Genomic DNA, 16,276 nt, shown 5'->3' with positions numbered 1-16,276 from the left:
AGGGTCCCCGGAATTATTTGATTGCGCCTGCGGCGATGCCGGCAATGAAGTGGCGTTGCAGGAGAACGAAGACGACGAGGATCGGTGCCGTCAGCATCACGGCGCCGGCCATGATGCCGCCCCACGAGACTTTGGTGAGGCCGATCAGCGTTCCGAGCGCCACGGGTGCGGTCATCATTCCCGGCCGGGAGTTGATGAGCAGCGGCCAGAGGTAGTTGTTCCAGGAGGCCAGGAACAGGATGATGGCGAGCGCCGCCATCGTCGGCCGTGCCAGCGGCAGGGCGATGCGCAGGAAGATCTGCCATTCCTTGACGCCTTCGACGCGGGCCGCGTCGAACAGCTCGCCCGGCATCATCGAGAAGGCCTGACGCATGAACAGCACGCCGAGCGAGTTGAAGAGCGGCGGCACGATCAGCGCGACCCATGAATTGGCCAGCCCGAAATCGCGCGCCACCATGATGAACTGCGGGATGACGACGACGGAGTAGGGCAGGGTAATGGTGCCGAGGATGATGCCGATGACGCCTGAACGGCCGACGAACTGGTAGCGCGCCAGCGCCCATCCGGCCATCGAGGTCAGCAGCACCGACAGAAACGTGTAGATGACGGCAACGACGATCGAGATCGCCAGCGCGCCGAGGAAGTTGGTATCAGCCTGCAGGTTCCGGACGTTGTCCATGAAACTCGTCGATGGAGCCACGATGATATCCGGGCTGAAGATGCCGTAGTCAGGCATGGTCGAGAAGACGAGCATCATCCAGAGCGGAAACAGCCAGATGATGGCGAGCGGCGCCAGCAGGCCGTGCAGCGCAAGCGAGCGGATCAGCGTTGATTTGGACCTTGATTTCATTTCGGTTCGCGCCCCACCCAGAGATTGAGGAGAGAGATCGCCACCGCGAGCGCCGCCATGGTGTAGGCAATCGCGGAGGCATAGCCGAAGTTGGTCGACTGGAAGGCCTGGCGATACAGCAGCAGGCCGAGCGTCTCCGTCGCCCCGCCGGGGCCACCCTTGTTGGTGATCAGATACGGTTCGGTGAAGAGCTGCATGGTGCCGATGACGGACAACACGACGCAGAAGAGGATGATCGGCTTCAGGAGCGGCAGCGTGATGTGGATGAACTGCTTGAAGCGGCTGACGCGGTCGAGAGTCGCGGCCTCGTAGACATCCTCGGGGATCGATTGCAGCCCCGACAGGATGATGATGGCGTTGTAGCCGGCCCAGCGCCAGGTGACGGCGATGATGATGAGCAGCATGGCGGCATGCGATTCGGCGAACCACGACACCGGCGCAATGCCGACCGTGCCGAGCAGCTTGTTGATGATGCCGAAGTCGAGGTTGAACATCAGCCGGAACACCGCGGCGTAGGCCACCTCGCCGACGACGACGGGCGCGAAGAAAGCGAAGCGGAAAAGGCCGCGCGCCCTCAACAGCGGCGAGTTCAGCAGCACCGCCATCACCGTCGCAAGTCCGATCATGATCGGCACCTGGACGACAAGGATGATCAGTGTGTTCTCGAGCGCGTTGTAGAAGGCAGGGTCGCCGAACAGGCGCCCCCAATTGATCGATAGATTGAAGGCCCACGGGTTGATGCGGGTGTTCTGGAACGAGATCAGGAACGAATCGATGATCGGCCACACCCAGAAGGCCGTGAACACCAGAAGATAGGGCGCAAGGAACGTGTAGGCGCTCCGGTTCTGCAGCCGCATGAAAATCCTCCTCCTTTATGCGCGGTGAAATGACGCGTGACGTCGTATCCCCGCCGCCGTGAGGGTGGCGGGGATGCCGGGCGCGGCTCGGGATGCGCGCCCGGCAGTGTCACTCACTCACTTCGCAAGCGGCAGACCCGTCGCCGAGGCGATCTGCTGGGCTGCATCGTCGAGCGCCGCCTTGCCGTTCGGATAGCCGCCGGCGAGGTACTTCGTCTGCACTGCCTTGATGACGGCGTCGGCATCGCTGAAATACTGCGTGCCCGGGCTTGGACGGATCTTCGGCAGGGTCGAGAGGATGTCGGCCCAGATCTTCTGTCCGCCCCAATAGGGCTGCGGCTCGTTGACGAAGGGATCCTGAACCGCCGTCAGCAGCGACGGCACGAGCCCGAAGGATTTCAGCATCGTCACCTGGCCCTCATTGGTGCCGAGCGTGTATTCCAGATACTTCCAGGCGGCTTCCTTGTTCTTGGAGCTGCTGGCGATCGCCAGCGACGAGCCGCCAAGATTGGCCGCATGCGGGCCATCGGCCGTCATGCTCGGCATGGGATAGACGCCCCATTTGCCGGCAAGGGCCGGCGAGGTGGAGCGGATGGTGCCTTCGTACCAGCCGCCAAACAGCTGCGACGCGACCTTGCTGCCATTGTTCGACTGGATTTTCTCATCCCAGTTTGCAGCGCTCAGCAGGCCCGCGTCCTTGATTTCCTTCACCTTGTCCAGGGCCTGGACGCAGCCGGGCTGGTTGACGGCGATGCTCTGGCTGTCGTCGGAGAAATAGCCGCAACCCTGCTCGTTGGCGAGCATGCGGAACCATTCGGTATCGCCGTTGAGATCGGCCTGGGCCATGATCACGCCCGGATTTGCGGCCGAGATCTTCTTGCCGGCGGCGATGAAATCGTCCCAGGTCTTGATCGTTGCCGGATCGACGCCGGCCTTTTCATAGATATCGCGGCGGTAGAACATGGTAACCGGGCCGGAATCCCAGGGCATCGCATAGGCCGCGTCGCCGACTTCGAGCTCGGCGCGCTTGAAATCGGGGAACTGCTTCTTGAGTTCGTCGGTATAGCCGAGCTTCGTCAGGTCGGTCAGGCAGTCCGGAAAGCGGTTCCAGAAGATCGACGCCTTGTGGTTTTCGATCGACATGACATCGGGCAGGCCGTCGCCGCCGGCAGCGCAGGCCGCCAGCATCTTGTCGAAGACCTGCGGGTTGCCGATGTCCTGCACATCGACCTTGATATCCGGATATTTCTTATTGAAGCCCTCGACCGTGGATTTCAGCGCCGACGCGGCGATGTTCCAGCTCCAGACTGTGATGGTGGTTTGTTCCGCAAAGGCAGAACCGGAAGCGAGCAAGGCGGCAAGCGCCGTCGCCCCAGCAAGTTTTAAACGCATTGAAAATCCTCCCTTTTCAATTGCTGTCCGCAAGCGAACGCGTTTAAACTAGCTGGCGGTGCGCTTCTGTCTCCTACAAAGGGAACATCGACTTGGCGAAAAGTAAGGTGGGTCAACGGGCGGTCTATCAGCCGGGCGCAAGCAGCGTCGAAGGGCTCCCGAATGTCCTGCAGATGTTCCATAACCACCCGTTGCCAATGGCAAAGCCGCATTGGCACGCGCAGGTGGAAGTGAACTACATCGTCCGGGGGACCGTGCATTATCGGATCGGCGATCACGAGCTTACTTTGAGAGCGGGCGAGATCTGCCTTTTCTGGGGCGGCCAGCCGCATCTGTTGGATGAGCTGTCGGAAGATGCGATCTATGCGGGGGCGCATCTGCCGCTCGTGCATTTCTTCCGCCTGCGGCTGCCGCTCGACATTTCCGGCCGGCTCATTCGCGGGCAGACCCTCATCAGCTCCGCGACCGATGCCGCCGACGACGAGAACTTTGCCCGGTGGCACCGTTACGTGATGTCGGACGACGGGGCCAAGGCCGAGCATGCCGTCGCCGAACTTCTCCTGCGCCTGGAGCGCATCGCCTTCGAGCCTTATCGCATGGTGCCGGAAAGGCATGAAAACCTGGCGAACGAGCAGGTTCATCCGCAATCCTCGCGCAGCCTGGCGAGAATGTGCGATTTCATCGCCGACAATTTCCTGGACGACATCGATACGGTCGATATCGCCAAGGCGGCGCATCTCCATCCGAAATACGCCATGAACCTCTTCAAGAAGTCGACCGGCATGACGCTGGCGAAATATGTGAACCTGCTGCGCCTTTCGCGCGCCCAGGCGATGCTGATGCGCGACGGCGCCAATGTCCTGCAGGTCGCCATGGACAGCGGCTTCGGTTCGATCAGCGCTTTCAACAAATCCTTCCGTCACATTGCCGGCATGACGCCGTCCGATTTCCGCCGCGACATGCGCGTCCTCTCCGCGATGAACGTGAAAGCCATCGATTCATCCGCACGGCGTCCTCTGCATATTCAGCGCTGACGCCTCTTGCGGTTGCCGCCGATCCCGCGCATTGCTGGGGAATGTCGGGGAGGAGAATTTCATGCGGCAGTTTTCGGCTTGTATCGAGTGGTTGTTTGCGCGCGAAGGCGATGCCTTTGCGGATCGTGTCCGGCTGGCGCATGCGGCGGGGCTCGATGCGGTCGAGTTCTGGCATTGGACGAACAAGGATGTCGATGCCATCGCCGCCGCCGTTGCCGAGACCGGCATCGCGGTTTCCGGCATGGTGGCGGAGCCGATGATCGCGCTGACGAATCCGGCAAACAAAGAGGCTTGGCTGGAGGGCTTGCGCAAGTCCGTCGCGGTGGCGCAGCGTCTCGGCGCATCCGTTCTGATCGCGCAGGCCGGCGATGACCTGCCGGAGCTTTCGCGTGCCGAGCAGCGGGCGGCCCTCGTCGCCGCCTTGAGTGCCGGCGCCGATATTCTGCAAGGGTCCGGCGTCCGGCTCGGCATCGAGCCGCTGAACACGAAGATCGATCATGTCGGCTACTATCTGTCGTCGACGGCCGAAGGCCTCGATATCGTCGACGAGGTCGGCCGCCCGGAAATCGGCATCGTCTACGATCTCTATCATTCGGCCGTGATGGGCGAGGATACGCGCGAGGTCGTCGGCGACCGGATCGACCGCATCGTCCATCTCCATGTCGCCGATCATCCTGGCCGCGGCGATCCCGGCACGGGCCATATCGATCTGGCGGAGCGGCTGGACTGGCTGTTTGCCCACGGCTATCGCGGCAGGGTGGGCCTGGAATACAGGCCGGCGGCCCGCGATTCAGAGGCCGTCCCCGCCGTCGTGAAATCGCTCGGCGGCTAGAGCATCTCGCGGAGAAGATAGGCGGCTCAGACCGGTTCCAGCATGCCGAACACGGCGACCAGCCCGATCACCACGATACCGATGACGATTTCGGCGATGCTTCCCAGCCGGAGCGCCTGCAGCGCGCGGCCGGGATTGCGGCCGATCCACGGAACGAAGACGTAGCGGTTGACGATTGCCAGCAGCGCCATGCCGGCGACCAGCGCGATCTTGAGAGCAAGCAGCAGCTGGTAGGGAGAAGACCAGTCCGTGGGCAGGCGTTTCAGGATCAGCATGGTATTGACGATGCCGGAGAGAATGACGAGCGCCACCGCAACATGCCCGGCATTGGAGAAGCGACGCAGCGCCAGGCCTGCTTCCGCTCTGCATTCGGGCCGGCCGAGAAGCCGCAGAATGGGAATCAATGGCACCAGGGCTCCCAGCCAGCCGCCGCCGGTCAGCACATGCAGGATGTCGTTGGCCCGATGCGCCTGCCGCAGCCAGCCTTCCAGCATCGAGGCATGTCCTGTCAGGGAAAGGCAGGCGAGCCCGAGGCCCGCGCCGAAGGCCAGCCCGTGGCGACGCCGGCGTTCCGGCAGCAGGAAGGCGCCGGCCATGACGAGGGCTGCAAGCGCCTGCGCCTGCCAGGCCAGTCCTACCGTGGTGTCGAAGAGCACGTCATGGGTCATGCCGGCATCGAGCGCGTCGCTCCATCCGCTGCCGATATTCGCCGTCGTTGCCGGCAACGCCGCCAGGAGCGTCGTGACCGCAATCACGGCAATCAGGAAAAACCACCTTGCGGACATGCGCCAGACGATGTCGGCAAGCGTTTTCGGCACGAACAGCGAGAGATAGGCACAGGCGCCCCACAGAAGCATCAGGGATGCGTCGTGAAGGAAGCGGCAGAGTTGGAGCGCTGTCGTCGGATCCATCAGGGCTTCACGATAAATTCATAGGCGCCATGGGTGTAACGTTCCAGTTCGGTAGGATGTCGATCTTGCCGGACAAATGGCTGCCCTTGTGCCGAGATTGCCGGATCTCCCGCTTTCCCTTGGCTCGGATGGCGCGGAATTTCTGTCGCCAGGTTGGTGAGCGCGATAGGATTGCAGACACACACTGTCAACTTTCTCCATGCATAAAGGCGCCATTCGGGACGCTTTGCCGCAAGGCGAGCCGATGCCGCAGGCTTGAACCTGCCGCCGAAACGCTCATCGGCGATGATTTCCGCCCCTCTGGCAAAGAATCGTCGCTTTTGAGTCCTTTTTGCAGACACAGTTGAGGCGTTCCGGGGCGTGCGCTCGAAAGGCAGTTTCATGGCGGCATCCAGGATACGCGAAAAAATCGGGAATGGCTCCGGCCATCGCCGGCGTCGCGAACGGCTCGAACATCTCGACATGCCCACCTACGTCATCGGTGACGTCCATGGCCGCTATGATCTCCTGAGCTCGCTGGAGCGCAAGATCGTGGCCGACGCGGCGGGACTGCCGGGCCGAAAGCTCATCGTCATGCTGGGTGACTACATCGATCGCGGCCCGGCCTCGGCGCAGGTCGTCAGCCGCCTCATGGCGGCGCCGCCCAACGGGTTCGACCGCATCTGCCTGACGGGCAACCACGAAATGGCCATGCTTGCCTATGCCGATGGCGAGATATCGCTGGATGATTGGGTGGCACTTGGCGGCGACGCCACGCTGGCATCCTATGGCGTGGATATCCTCAAGCTAAAAGAGGAATATCCCAAGCAGAAGAAGCTGGATACCTTCATCCGCACCTGGCTGCCCGACGATCACGTCAATTTTCTGCGCCGGTTGCCGATCCTGCTGGACACGCCGGAGGCATTGTTCGTTCATGCCGGCATCGATCCCGACAGGCCGATTTCGGAGCAGCAGGACGACGACCTCGTCTTCATCCGCTCGCGCTTCTACGACAGCGCGCAGCCACTGCCGAAGCTGATCGTGCACGGTCATACACCCATCCGGCGAGCCGAAGTCAATGGCCTGCGCCTCAATCTCGATACCGGCGCGTTTCATACCGGTCGATTGAGCGCGGCCCGGCTGTGGCAGGGCCGCGTTCACATTACCTCGACTTGATTTGCCGGCTATAGATTGCCGATGCAGAGATATTTCATTTCCAGATAGTCGTCGGCGCCATGGCGCGAGCCTTCGCGGCCGAGGCCGGATTGCTTGATGCCGCCGAACGGTGCCGTCTCGGACGACATCAGGCCGGTATTGATGCCGACCATGCCGTATTCCAGCGCCTCGGCAACCCGCCATACCTTCTTGAGGTCGCCGGCGAAGAAATAGGCGGCAAGGCCGAACTCGGTGTCGTTCGCCTGCGCGATCACGTCCTCGACGGTATCGAAGCGGAAGAGCGGCGCGACCGGACCGAACGTCTCCTCGCGGGCAACCTTCATGTTCCGGTTCACGCCGGTCAGGATCGTCGGTGCGAAGAAGGTGCCGGCACCCTCGATGCGCTTGCCGCCCGCGACGACGCGGGCGCCCTTCGAGACGGCGTCCTGAACATGGTCTTCCGCCTTGGCAACGCCCTGTTCGTCGATCAGCGGTCCAACGGTTACGCCAGGCTTGAAGCCGTCGCCGACGGAAAGTTCGCCGACCTTGGCGGCGAGCCTGGCAGCAAAGGCGTCATAGACGTTGGACTGGACATAGATGCGGTTGGCGCAAACGCAGGTCTGGCCGGCATTGCGGTATTTCGAAGCCATCGCCCCTTCGACGGCGGCGTCGAGATCGGCGTCGTCGAAGACGATGAAGGGCGCATTGCCGCCGAGTTCGAGGCTGACCTTCTTGATCTGGTCGGCGCACTGGCGCATCAGGATGCGGCCGACCTCGGTCGAGCCGGTGAAGCTGATCTTGCGTACCTTCGGATTGCCGCAAAGCTCGCGGCCGATCGCCGGTCCGTCGATGCCGACGATGATGTTGAGAACGCCGGCCGGAATACCGGCCTCTTCGGCAAGCACCGCAAGCGCGATCGCCGTCAGCGGCGTCTGCTCGGCGGGCTTGGAGACGACGGTGCAGCCGACGGCAAGCGCCGGCGCGATCTTGCGGGCGATCATGGCGGCGGGGAAGTTCCAGGGCGTGATCGTGCCGACGACGCCGACCGGCTGCTTGATGACGACCATGCGCTTGTCGTTGGACGGCGCGGGGATGGTTTCGCCATAGATGCGCTTGGCCTCTTCCGCATACCATTCGACATAGGACGCGGCGTAGAGGATTTCGCCTCTCGCTTCCGGCAGCGGCTTGCCCATCTCGGCCGTCAGGATCGCCGCCAGCTCATCGGCGTTGGCGACCATGAGGTCGAACCATTTGCGCAGGATGACGGCGCGCTCCTTGGCCGGGCGGGCGGCCCAGGCGACCTGGGCGATGTAGGCGGCATCGATCGCGGCGGTCGTCTCGGCGGCGCCCATATCGGGCAGCGAGGCGAGCATTTCGCCGGTTGCGGGGTTGACGACATCGAACGTCTTTGTCGCTCCACCAGCCGTCCAGGCGCCATTGATGTAGCCGGCGGCGCGCAGGAAGCGCGAGGAGAAGGGAACGTGCTTGGTCATTGCTGTTGTAAAGGACATGCTATGCACTCCGACAGGTTTCGCCCGGCAGGCCGCGCGGGCGGATAGGAAGTAAACGCCAAGGGCAGCGGTCAGCGGGACGCGCTTGCCGCCAGCAGCGATGCCTCGAGAATGTCAAGCGCCTCGCTGAATACGCCGTCCTGAATGGTGATCGGCGACAGGAAGCGGATGACGTTGCCGTGGACGCCGCAGGTCAGAAGGATCAGCCCCTTGTCGAGCGCGATGAGCCGCACCTTGTTGGCGAAATCAGCGCTCGGCAGCTTGGTCGTCGCATCGTTGAATTCCACGGCGTTCATGAAGCCCGGGCCACGGATATCGGCGATTTCAGGCACCTTGTCGCGCAGCGATTCCAGCCGCTGCTTCAGGCGGGAGCCAAGCTGGTTGGCGCGGTCGCACAGGCCTTCGTCGGCGATGACGTCGAGCACGGCATGGGCGGCGGCGATCCCGAGCGGATTGCCGCCATAGGTGCCGCCGAGGCCGCCCGGTCCGGGCGCATCCATGATTTCGGCGCGGCCGGTGACGGCGGCGAGCGGGAAACCGCCGGCAAGGCTCTTCGCCATGGTGACGAGATCGGCCGCCACCTCATGATGATCCATGGCAAACATCTTGCCGGTGCGCGCAAAGCCGGTCTGCACCTCGTCGGCGATCAGGAGGATGCCATGCTGGTCGCAGATCTCGCGCAATGCCTTCATGAAGGCTGCCGGCGCCGGATAGAAGCCGCCTTCGCCCTGTACGGGCTCGAGGATGATGGCGGCAACGCGCTGCGGATCGACATCGGCGGCAAAGAGCTTCTTCAGCGTCGCCAGCGATTGTTCGACGGTGACCCCATGCAGCGGCACCGGGAAGGGCGCATGGAAGACATCGCCCGGCATCGGGCCGAAGCCGATCTTGTAGGGCGCGACCTTGCCGGTCAGCGCCATGCCCATGAAAGTACGGCCGTGGAAGCCGCCGCCAAACGCGATGATGGCGGAACGGCCGGTGGCGGCGCGGGCAATCTTGACGGCATTCTCGACCGCTTCGGCTCCGGTTGTCACGAAGATCGTCTTCTTGGCGAAATCGCCCGGAACGATGGCGTTGAGACGCTCGGCAAGATGCACATAGCTCTCATAGGGAACGACCTGATGGCAGGTGTGGGTAAAGCGGTCGAGCTGTTCCTTGACGGCGGCAATGACGCGGGGATGGCGGTGGCCGGTATTCACCACGGCGATGCCGGAGGCGAAATCGATATAGCGATGACCTTCCTTGTCCCAGATCTCGGCATTTTCGGCGCGGTCGGCATAGATTTGCGTCGTCATGCCGACGCCGCGGGAAATGGCGGCATTCTTCCGTTCGGTCAAGGTCATTGCGGTGGCTCCCAGAAAGTCATTTTGAATTATCTTGCAGAACTTCTGTAAGTTCTTTAGAAAACTCCTACATTTTTTCTGCAAGATTTCAAGCGTGATTTTGTGCGGGTGACAAGAATGCGCCGAGGGGATCACATACGGCGCCGCGTGGTCTTCAAGGCTTGCCGAGGGCGCCACGGCACCTTGATAGGTTGCATAATTCCTTAAATCGATTCCGCGCTTCATCCATGCTAAACGGATCGAAAGACTAGAGATCAGGGATCATTGGCAAATGAGCAGCATCGAGCCAGAGCGCTACGCAGTGCGCTACAAGGTGGCGGAAGCGGCACGTCTTGCCGGCGTATCGGCCTCCACTTTGCGGCTGTGGGAAAGCCAGGGCCTTGTCGTGCCCTCCCGCTCCGAGACGGGGCATCGCCAGTACAGCGCCGAGGACGTGGCGCGTCTGAAGCGCATTTCATGGTTCCGTGCCGAGCGCGGCCTCAATCCGGCGGCGATTCGCGAGGCGCTTGAGACCGAGGAGGGAAGCGCCGCCGGTCCCGACAATGGCGAGCAATCCGCAGCATCCTCGGATATCGGCCGCCGGCTGCGGTCGCTGCGCCATGCCGCCGGCAGGACGCTGGATCAGGTCGCCGCTGACATGGGCATGACGTCCTCGACGCTGTCGACGCTGGAGCGCACGTCGCAAGGCGTCAGTTTCAAGACCCTCCACGACCTGGCTGATTACTATGGCACCACGGTATCGCGCCTGTCGGGCGAGGAGCGCGAGGATGTTCCGGCGCTGATCCGATCCGGCGAATGGCGGGCCTGGCCGGCGACGACGCCGGGCGTCACCGTCCAGTTGCTGGCGGAAGGGCGCACGATGATGGATTGCCATCGCTTCGTGCTTGCGCCGGGTGCCGCGAGCGAGGGCGCCTATCGCCACGAAGGCGAGGAGTTCATCCATGTCCTTGCCGGACGCCTGGAACTCGTGCTCGACAGCGACCAGTTCTTCGATCTCCTGCCCGGCGATTCGCTTTATTTCGAAAGCCGCCGCTATCATTCCTGGCGCAACCGACACGATGGTGAGACGATATTGCTCTGGATCAACACGCCGCCGACATTTTAAGCCGCGGCGGTATCGTTGGCGCCCCGTCTGTTCTATAGAACGGACGAAAAACGAACTCATAAAGACAGAGCCAGGAGAATGTCATGGCTGCCACCATCCGCTATCACGAAGGCGATATTTCCGCCGAAGCCGCCGCCCGTTATACCGGCGCCATAGCCATCGACACCGAAACCCTCGGCCTCGTTCCGCGCCGCGACCGGCTCTGCCTCGTGCAGCTTTCGTCGGGCGACGGCACGGCTGACATCATCCGCATCGCTGCCGGCCAGAAGCAGGCGCCCAATCTGGTCGCCATGCTCGCCGACCCTGCGCGCCAGAAGATCTTTCATTACGGGCGCTTCGACATTGCCGTGTTGTTCCATACCTTCGGCGTCACCACCACGCCGGTCTTCTGCACCAAGATCGCCTCGCGCCTCTGCCGCACCTATACCGACCGCCACGGCTTGAAGGACAATCTCAAGGAGATGCTGGAGGTCGATATTTCCAAGGCGCAGCAATCGTCCGACTGGGCCGCCGAGACATTGTCGCCTGCGCAGCTCGAATATGCGGCCTCCGACGTACTCTATCTCCATGCGCTGCGCGAAAAGCTGACGCAACGCCTGCTGCGCGACGGCCGCATGGATTATGCGGATGATTGCTTCGCTTTCCTTCCCACACGCGCCAAGCTCGATCTGCTCGGCTGGGAAGAGGCGGATATCTTCGCGCATAGCTGACGGCTTCCCTCCAGAAGCGAAATCCACAGGCCGATGCCGTGAAAGTGGCATTGGCCTGTTTCGTTTAACAATCTGTTAAGAAACCGGCTGCTATCCTCATCATTGACTTCCTGCCCGACGCGTCCGCGTTTTGCTCTTCCGGTTATCCGGCGCTCGAAGATCTGTTGGCCGCATGAGCGGACCTTGATTGAACCTGCCTCCCGCTTCCATCGTCGCCTTGCCAGACAAAGGAGCATGTCATGTTGCTTCCCGTTGGTGCCGTGTCCGCCGTGGGTGTGGCTATTGAAAAGCCGATCGTTGCGACAGCGGAGACCTCTAGTCTCCAAACCGCCGCAACGCCGCTCGCCGTTCTCTCGAGTACGATCAATGCCAGCGTCGAGGGCAAGCTGAACATGTTGCTGGTCGCGGCGCGCGAACGGATGTTCGATAGTCTGCTTGCCGCAATCGATACCGCCGCGCAGGCGTTGAATGTTTCCCGTGAGCCAGGCGAAAACAACACGGCCTATGCGCAGCGGGTTGCTGCCGCAATCCGCAATTCGACGCCGCAACAGCTCGCCGTGGCGCAGCAGCGACTGGATGCGCAGATGAAGACGCCGCTGCCGCTGCCGCTTCTGGCCGAGGCGCTGGAGGATCCGGAAAGCCCAAACGCGGTTCAGCTGGCGCTCAACCTGGAACAGGCGTCCGTTGTCGAGCCCGACGCCATGTTGAAGGCGGTGGTGAGTTCATACGGCCAGAATGCGGGCGAGGTGGAGACGCCGGCCGCGCAGCTGCCGAAATCGGCCCTGCTGCAGAAAGCAGCCGATCTGACCGCTCTGGTAACGGCCCTTGCGGCGGCAGCGGAAGAACCGACGCTTCCCACGGCCACGGCCACGGCCACGGCCACGGCCACGGCCACGGCCACGGCCACGGCCACGGCCACGCAAACGCCCGCCCAAACTGTGGCCCAGCCAGCCGCACAGCCGGCGCCGGCGTCTCAGCAGTTGCCGCAACCGGGTACTCCATCTCAATCAGCGCCGGTTGGCGCTGAAACGACCCCGGCGCAGGCGGCCGCGCAAAACGGAACCACGGCGGCTCCGCAAGCCGCGCCTGCCATCGGCAACGGCATCGTGGTCGCGACTACGGTCCAGGCTTCGGAGCTTGCTTCTCTTGTCGATGATCTGGCTACGGGGGCGTTGCTGACGGCTGTCGCCGCCGAAGCCGAACTCCCGACCGAAGTGGCACTGATCAGATCGCCGCTGACGCCGCCGCCGGTACCGCGCGATATCCAGCAGATCGAAGCCGACATCAAGCAGGGGCTGCAGGTGGTCATAAGCCCACCCGCGATGGCAACCGATCCCGATCTTCTGCAGATCATCAGCAATCCCTCGTCATCGATCGAGAAGATCATCGCGCAGGCGCTGACCGGAAACGCAGCGGCGCAGGCGTTTCCCCCGCAGCCGCCCGTCAATGAAAATGGCCGCAGCCCGGCGTCGGTAGCAGCCATGCCCGTGTCATTGGCCGATCAGCCAGAGGCACCCGTCGCCGCTGCCGTGCTTGCCGGCAAGCCGGTAACTCAAGCGTCGTCCGCAGCGCCGATGGCAATGTATGAGGCTGCGGAGCAGGCGGGAATGCCCGCGCCCCTGCCGCTCGGTGTCCCCTTCGTCGTGGCGAACTATCTGCCGGCCGACCCACCCGTCAAGAACGGCGAATCGAAGCTGCTCAGTCGCGTCGATCCTGTTGGCGACGAGGAAGGCGGCCAAGCCGGCGACGAGGAGAACCCGCAGGATCAGGATGAAGAGCAGGCCCAGGCGGACGAATCGCCGGCGCAGGCGACCGAGGAGGTATCCGACGAATCGGAAGCCGGATCCGCCTCTGCGCAGAAGGGCGGCGGTGTTCGGCCGCAGCTGGTTGCCTTGCCGCAGCCGTTGCGCGATCCCCTGCACGACCACGCCTTCGATTTCTATCGTCGCATGGTCGCCTGGGAATAGACGGCCTGGGAATGGGATAGCCGGCATGGACGCCGGATGACGGGCAAAGAAAAACCCGCCGGATCGCTCCGGCGGGTCTTTTGTTTCGAGGCGTCTACCGAAGATTATTCGGCGTTGCGGTTCTTGAGAGCCGCACCCAGGATGTCGCCGAGCGAAGCGCCCGAGTCGGACGAACCGAACTGAGCAACGGCTTCCTTCTCTTCAGCGATTTCCAGAGCCTTGATCGACAGCATGATCTTGCGGTCCTTCTTGGAGAAGTTGGTGACGCGAGCGTCGACAACCTGACCAACCGAGAAACGCTCCGGACGCTGTTCGTCACGGTCACGCGACAGATCGGCGCGGCGGATGAACGAGGTGATGTCTTCGTGGTTGACGAGCTTCACTTCGATGCCGCCGTCGTTGACTGCGATGACTTCGCAGGAAACGACTGCATTCTTGCGCAGGTCGCCGGAAGCGGCTGCTTCGCCAACCGCGTCCTTGCCGAGCTGCTTGATGCCGAGCGAGATGCGTTCCTTCTCAACGTCGACGTCGAGAACGACGGCCTTGACGACGTCACCCTTGTTGAACTCTTCGATGACCTGTTCGCCCGGACGGTTCCAGTCGAGGTCGGAGAGGTGAACCATGCCGTCCACATCGCCGTCGAGGCCGATGAACAGGCCGAATTCGGTCTTGTTCTTGACTTCGCCTTCGACTTCGGTGCCAGCCGGATGGTTGCGGGCGAATGCTGCCCACGGGTTTTCGAGCGTCTGCTTCAGGCCGAGCGAGATACGACGCTTGGTCGGATCGACTTCGAGAACGACGACTTCGACTTCCTGGCTCGTGGACAGGATCTTGCCGGGGTGTACGTTCTTCTTGGTCCAGGACATTTCCGAGATGTGGATCAGGCCTTCGATGCCCGGCTCCAGCTCGACGAACGCACCGTAGTCGGTGATGTTCGTAACCGTACCGGAAATCTTCTTGCCTTCCGGATACTTGGCCTGGATGCCATCCCACGGATCGCTCTCGAGCTGCTTCATGCCGAGCGAGATGCGGTGGGTTTCCTGGTTGATGCGGATGATCTGTACCTTGACCTGCTGGCCGATGGACAGGATTTCCGACGGATGGTTCACACGGCGCCATGCCATGTCGGTGACGTGCAGCAGGCCGTCGATGCCGCCGAGGTCAACGAACGCACCGTAATCGGTGATGTTCTTGACGACACCGTCAACAACCTGGCCTTCTTCGAGGTTCTGAACGATTTCAGAACGCTGCTCGGCACGGGACTCTTCCAGAACCGTACGACGCGATACGACGATGTTGCCGCGACGCTTGTCCATCTTGAGGATTTCGAAGGGCTGCGGGTTGTGCATCAGCGGGGTGACGTCGCGGATCGGGCGGATATCGACCTGCGAACGCGGCAGGAAGGCGATAGCGCCGTCGAGATCGACGGTGAAGCCGCCCTTGACCTGGTTGAAGATCACGCCTTCGACGCGTTCGCCAGCTTCGAACTTGGCTTCGAGCTTGATCCAGCTTTCCTCGCGGCGAGCCTTTTCGCGCGACAGAACGGCTTCGCCAAGCGCGTTTTCGATACGCTCGACGTAGACTTCGACTTCATCGCCGACCTTGAGCGTGCCGTCCTTGGCGCGTGCACCGAATTCCTTCAGCGCGATGCGGCCTTCGACCTTGAGGCCGACGTCTACAACGGCGACATCCTTTTCGATGGCGGTGATGATGCCCTTGGTGACATAGCCTTCAGCCAGATCGTTCTTGGCAAAGGATTCTTCGAGAAGGGCCGCGAAATCTTCGCGAGAGGGGGAAGTTACAGACATAAAATCTCCTGGCGTGTCCCGATCATGCAATCTGGACACTGACGCGCCGGTGGTTCGCGTTGAACAGGCCTGACCCCAGTCCGCCTCCCCTTCGGGAAGCTATCCGGCGCTTGGACGGAATGTCAGGCTATTGAAATTGGCAGCTTCGGGCGCGGGGCGCGCAAAAGCCGCTCGTATTTTCAGGCATTTCGGCTCAGAGCGGCGTCGATGATCGACTTTGCCGTCTGAAACGCCGCTTCTATACTCATTTCTGAGGTATCTAGCAAGTACGCGTCTTCGGCCGGCTTGAGCGGGCTGTCGGTGCGGCCCATATCGCGTTCGTCGCGCCGTTTCACGTCCTCGAAGATGGCGTCGTAATTAGCGCTGCCGCCGGCTTCGACGATCTCTTCATGGCGCCGTTTCGCGCGGACCGCGGCCGAAGCCGTCACATAGAGCTTCACCGGCGCGCCGGGGCAGACGACGGTGCCGATGTCGCGGCCGTCGAGCACCGTTCCCGGCGCCTTTTCGGCGAAGCGGCGCTGCGCCTCGACCAGGGCCCGGCGTACGCTCGGCATGACGGCGATCTTCGACGCGGCCTCGCCGATCTCATGCCTGGACAGAACGGTCCGGTCGAGCCCGGCCAGATCGACCTTGCGCGCCATGCCCTCGGCAATGGCTTCGTCGTCGAGCGGCAATCCGGCATCGAGCAGGGCCTTGGCGGTCGCCCGGTAGGTAAGGCCGGTGTCGAGATGATGAAAACCATAGGTTTCGGCGATCCGGCGCGCCAAGGTTCCCTTGCCGGCAGCCGCAGGTCCGTCGATGGCGATGATCATGTCTTCCTTT

15 protein-coding genes are annotated in these 16,276 nt (G+C 62.6%); 6 read left to right on the top strand and 9 right to left on the bottom strand.

Annotated elements, in window-relative coordinates:
• Positions 1–13: 13 nt before the first annotated feature.
• The 3 genes from ACQZ6J_RS30445 to ACQZ6J_RS30435 all read right to left on the bottom strand — a co-directional run bounded on the left by ACQZ6J_RS30445 (position 14) and on the right by ACQZ6J_RS30435 (position 3,099).
• Entirely contained in the window at positions 14–850 is an 837-nt protein-coding gene (locus ACQZ6J_RS30445; protein ID WP_163991708.1) for a carbohydrate ABC transporter permease, read from the bottom strand.
• The gene (locus tag ACQZ6J_RS30440) at positions 847–1,707 is read right to left on the bottom strand and encodes a carbohydrate ABC transporter permease (protein ID WP_449086757.1); all 861 of its coding nucleotides are present in this window, start codon (positions 1,705–1,707) and stop codon (positions 847–849) included. The genes ACQZ6J_RS30445 and ACQZ6J_RS30440 overlap by 4 nt, the downstream gene beginning before the upstream one ends.
• Before the next feature lie 117 nt (positions 1,708–1,824).
• Positions 1,825–3,099: an ABC transporter substrate-binding protein gene (locus tag ACQZ6J_RS30435; RefSeq protein ID WP_163991713.1), complete on the bottom strand. Its 1,275-nt coding sequence runs from the start codon at positions 3,097–3,099 to the stop codon at positions 1,825–1,827.
• An 86-nt stretch (positions 3,100–3,185) separates the two neighbouring features.
• Between ACQZ6J_RS30435 and ACQZ6J_RS30430 the strand changes: the two genes are divergently transcribed.
• Positions 3,186–4,133 (top strand): helix-turn-helix domain-containing protein, encoded by a 948-nt coding sequence (locus ACQZ6J_RS30430; RefSeq protein ID WP_449086770.1) that lies wholly within the window; start codon positions 3,186–3,188, stop codon positions 4,131–4,133.
• Between the two features lie 61 nt (positions 4,134–4,194).
• Positions 4,195–4,965, top strand: a complete 771-nt coding sequence (locus ACQZ6J_RS30425) for a TIM barrel protein (RefSeq protein ID WP_449086756.1) — start codon at positions 4,195–4,197, stop codon at positions 4,963–4,965.
• Positions 4,966–4,991: 26 nt separating this feature from the next.
• On the opposite strand, the gene copD is transcribed toward ACQZ6J_RS30425, so the two are convergent.
• Complete coding sequence (gene copD / locus ACQZ6J_RS30420) at positions 4,992–5,876, bottom strand: copper homeostasis membrane protein CopD (protein ID WP_449086755.1); 885 nt, start codon at positions 5,874–5,876, stop codon at positions 4,992–4,994.
• Entirely contained in the window at positions 5,876–6,259 is a 384-nt protein-coding gene (locus ACQZ6J_RS30415) for a hypothetical protein (protein WP_449086754.1), read from the bottom strand. Before ACQZ6J_RS30415 ends, copD begins: the two co-directional genes overlap by 1 nt.
• Here ACQZ6J_RS30415 and ACQZ6J_RS30410 point away from each other — a divergent pair.
• Complete coding sequence (locus ACQZ6J_RS30410; RefSeq protein ID WP_449086753.1) at positions 6,258–7,031, top strand: metallophosphoesterase; 774 nt, start codon at positions 6,258–6,260, stop codon at positions 7,029–7,031. The two genes, ACQZ6J_RS30415 and ACQZ6J_RS30410, sit on opposite strands and share 2 nt — an antisense overlap.
• 8 nt (positions 7,032–7,039) lie before the next feature.
• On the opposite strand, the gene ACQZ6J_RS30405 is transcribed toward ACQZ6J_RS30410, so the two are convergent.
• Positions 7,040–8,521, bottom strand: a complete 1,482-nt coding sequence (locus ACQZ6J_RS30405) for an NAD-dependent succinate-semialdehyde dehydrogenase (protein WP_449086752.1) — start codon at positions 8,519–8,521, stop codon at positions 7,040–7,042.
• Positions 8,522–8,592: 71 nt separating this feature from the next.
• The gene (locus tag ACQZ6J_RS30400) at positions 8,593–9,864 is read right to left on the bottom strand and encodes a 4-aminobutyrate--2-oxoglutarate transaminase (RefSeq protein ID WP_449086751.1); all 1,272 of its coding nucleotides are present in this window, start codon (positions 9,862–9,864) and stop codon (positions 8,593–8,595) included.
• A 271-nt stretch (positions 9,865–10,135) separates the two neighbouring features.
• On the opposite strand from ACQZ6J_RS30400, the gene ACQZ6J_RS30395 reads away from it, so the two are divergent.
• The 3 genes from ACQZ6J_RS30395 (at position 10,136) to ACQZ6J_RS30385 (ending at position 13,646) form a co-directional block, all read left to right on the top strand.
• Positions 10,136–10,969: a MerR family transcriptional regulator gene (locus ACQZ6J_RS30395; RefSeq protein WP_449086750.1), complete on the top strand. Its 834-nt coding sequence runs from the start codon at positions 10,136–10,138 to the stop codon at positions 10,967–10,969.
• An 83-nt stretch (positions 10,970–11,052) separates the two neighbouring features.
• Entirely contained in the window at positions 11,053–11,679 is a 627-nt protein-coding gene (locus ACQZ6J_RS30390; protein WP_163991730.1) for a ribonuclease D, read from the top strand.
• 239 nt (positions 11,680–11,918) lie between these two features.
• A complete protein-coding gene (locus tag ACQZ6J_RS30385; protein ID WP_449086749.1) occupies positions 11,919–13,646 on the top strand; it encodes a hypothetical protein in 1,728 nt (575 codons plus the stop codon).
• 104 nt (positions 13,647–13,750) lie between these two features.
• On the opposite strand, the gene rpsA is transcribed toward ACQZ6J_RS30385, so the two are convergent.
• Positions 13,751–15,454 (bottom strand): 30S ribosomal protein S1, encoded by a 1,704-nt coding sequence (gene rpsA, locus ACQZ6J_RS30380; protein ID WP_112795593.1) that lies wholly within the window; start codon positions 15,452–15,454, stop codon positions 13,751–13,753.
• Between the two features lie 179 nt (positions 15,455–15,633).
• The gene (gene cmk, locus ACQZ6J_RS30375) at positions 15,634–16,266 is read right to left on the bottom strand and encodes a (d)CMP kinase (RefSeq protein ID WP_163991734.1); all 633 of its coding nucleotides are present in this window, start codon (positions 16,264–16,266) and stop codon (positions 15,634–15,636) included.
• Positions 16,267–16,276: the final 10 nt, after the last annotated feature.

Source organism: Rhizobium sp. A37_96 (assembly GCF_053521765.1).
Note: the sequence above shows the minus strand (reverse complement) of the source record. Positions and strands in the feature narration are given on the sequence as shown.

What these genes read in the sequence shown, in the direction of transcription:
- ACQZ6J_RS30405 (WP_449086752.1), bottom strand. Translation starts at nt 8,521, where the DNA reads ATGTCCTTTACAACAGCAATGACCAAGCACGTTCCCTTCTCCTCGCGC.
- ACQZ6J_RS30400 (WP_449086751.1), bottom strand. Translation starts at nt 9,864, where the DNA reads ATGACCTTGACCGAACGGAAGAATGCCGCCATTTCCCGCGGCGTCGGC.
- ACQZ6J_RS30445 (WP_163991708.1), bottom strand. Translation starts at nt 850, where the DNA reads ATGAAATCAAGGTCCAAATCAACGCTGATCCGCTCGCTTGCGCTGCAC.
- ACQZ6J_RS30435 (WP_163991713.1), bottom strand. Translation starts at nt 3,099, where the DNA reads ATGCGTTTAAAACTTGCTGGGGCGACGGCGCTTGCCGCCTTGCTCGCT.
- ACQZ6J_RS30395 (WP_449086750.1), top strand. Translation starts at nt 10,136, where the DNA reads ATGAGCAGCATCGAGCCAGAGCGCTACGCAGTGCGCTACAAGGTGGCG.
- ACQZ6J_RS30415 (WP_449086754.1), bottom strand. Translation starts at nt 6,259, where the DNA reads ATGAAACTGCCTTTCGAGCGCACGCCCCGGAACGCCTCAACTGTGTCT.
- ACQZ6J_RS30385 (WP_449086749.1), top strand. Translation starts at nt 11,919, where the DNA reads ATGTTGCTTCCCGTTGGTGCCGTGTCCGCCGTGGGTGTGGCTATTGAA.
- cmk (WP_163991734.1), bottom strand. Translation starts at nt 16,266, where the DNA reads ATGATCATCGCCATCGACGGACCTGCGGCTGCCGGCAAGGGAACCTTG.
- ACQZ6J_RS30410 (WP_449086753.1), top strand. Translation starts at nt 6,258, where the DNA reads ATGGCGGCATCCAGGATACGCGAAAAAATCGGGAATGGCTCCGGCCAT.
- copD (WP_449086755.1), bottom strand. Translation starts at nt 5,876, where the DNA reads ATGGATCCGACGACAGCGCTCCAACTCTGCCGCTTCCTTCACGACGCA.
- ACQZ6J_RS30425 (WP_449086756.1), top strand. Translation starts at nt 4,195, where the DNA reads ATGCGGCAGTTTTCGGCTTGTATCGAGTGGTTGTTTGCGCGCGAAGGC.
- rpsA (WP_112795593.1), bottom strand. Translation starts at nt 15,454, where the DNA reads ATGTCTGTAACTTCCCCCTCTCGCGAAGATTTCGCGGCCCTTCTCGAA.
- ACQZ6J_RS30390 (WP_163991730.1), top strand. Translation starts at nt 11,053, where the DNA reads ATGGCTGCCACCATCCGCTATCACGAAGGCGATATTTCCGCCGAAGCC.
- ACQZ6J_RS30440 (WP_449086757.1), bottom strand. Translation starts at nt 1,707, where the DNA reads ATGCGGCTGCAGAACCGGAGCGCCTACACGTTCCTTGCGCCCTATCTT.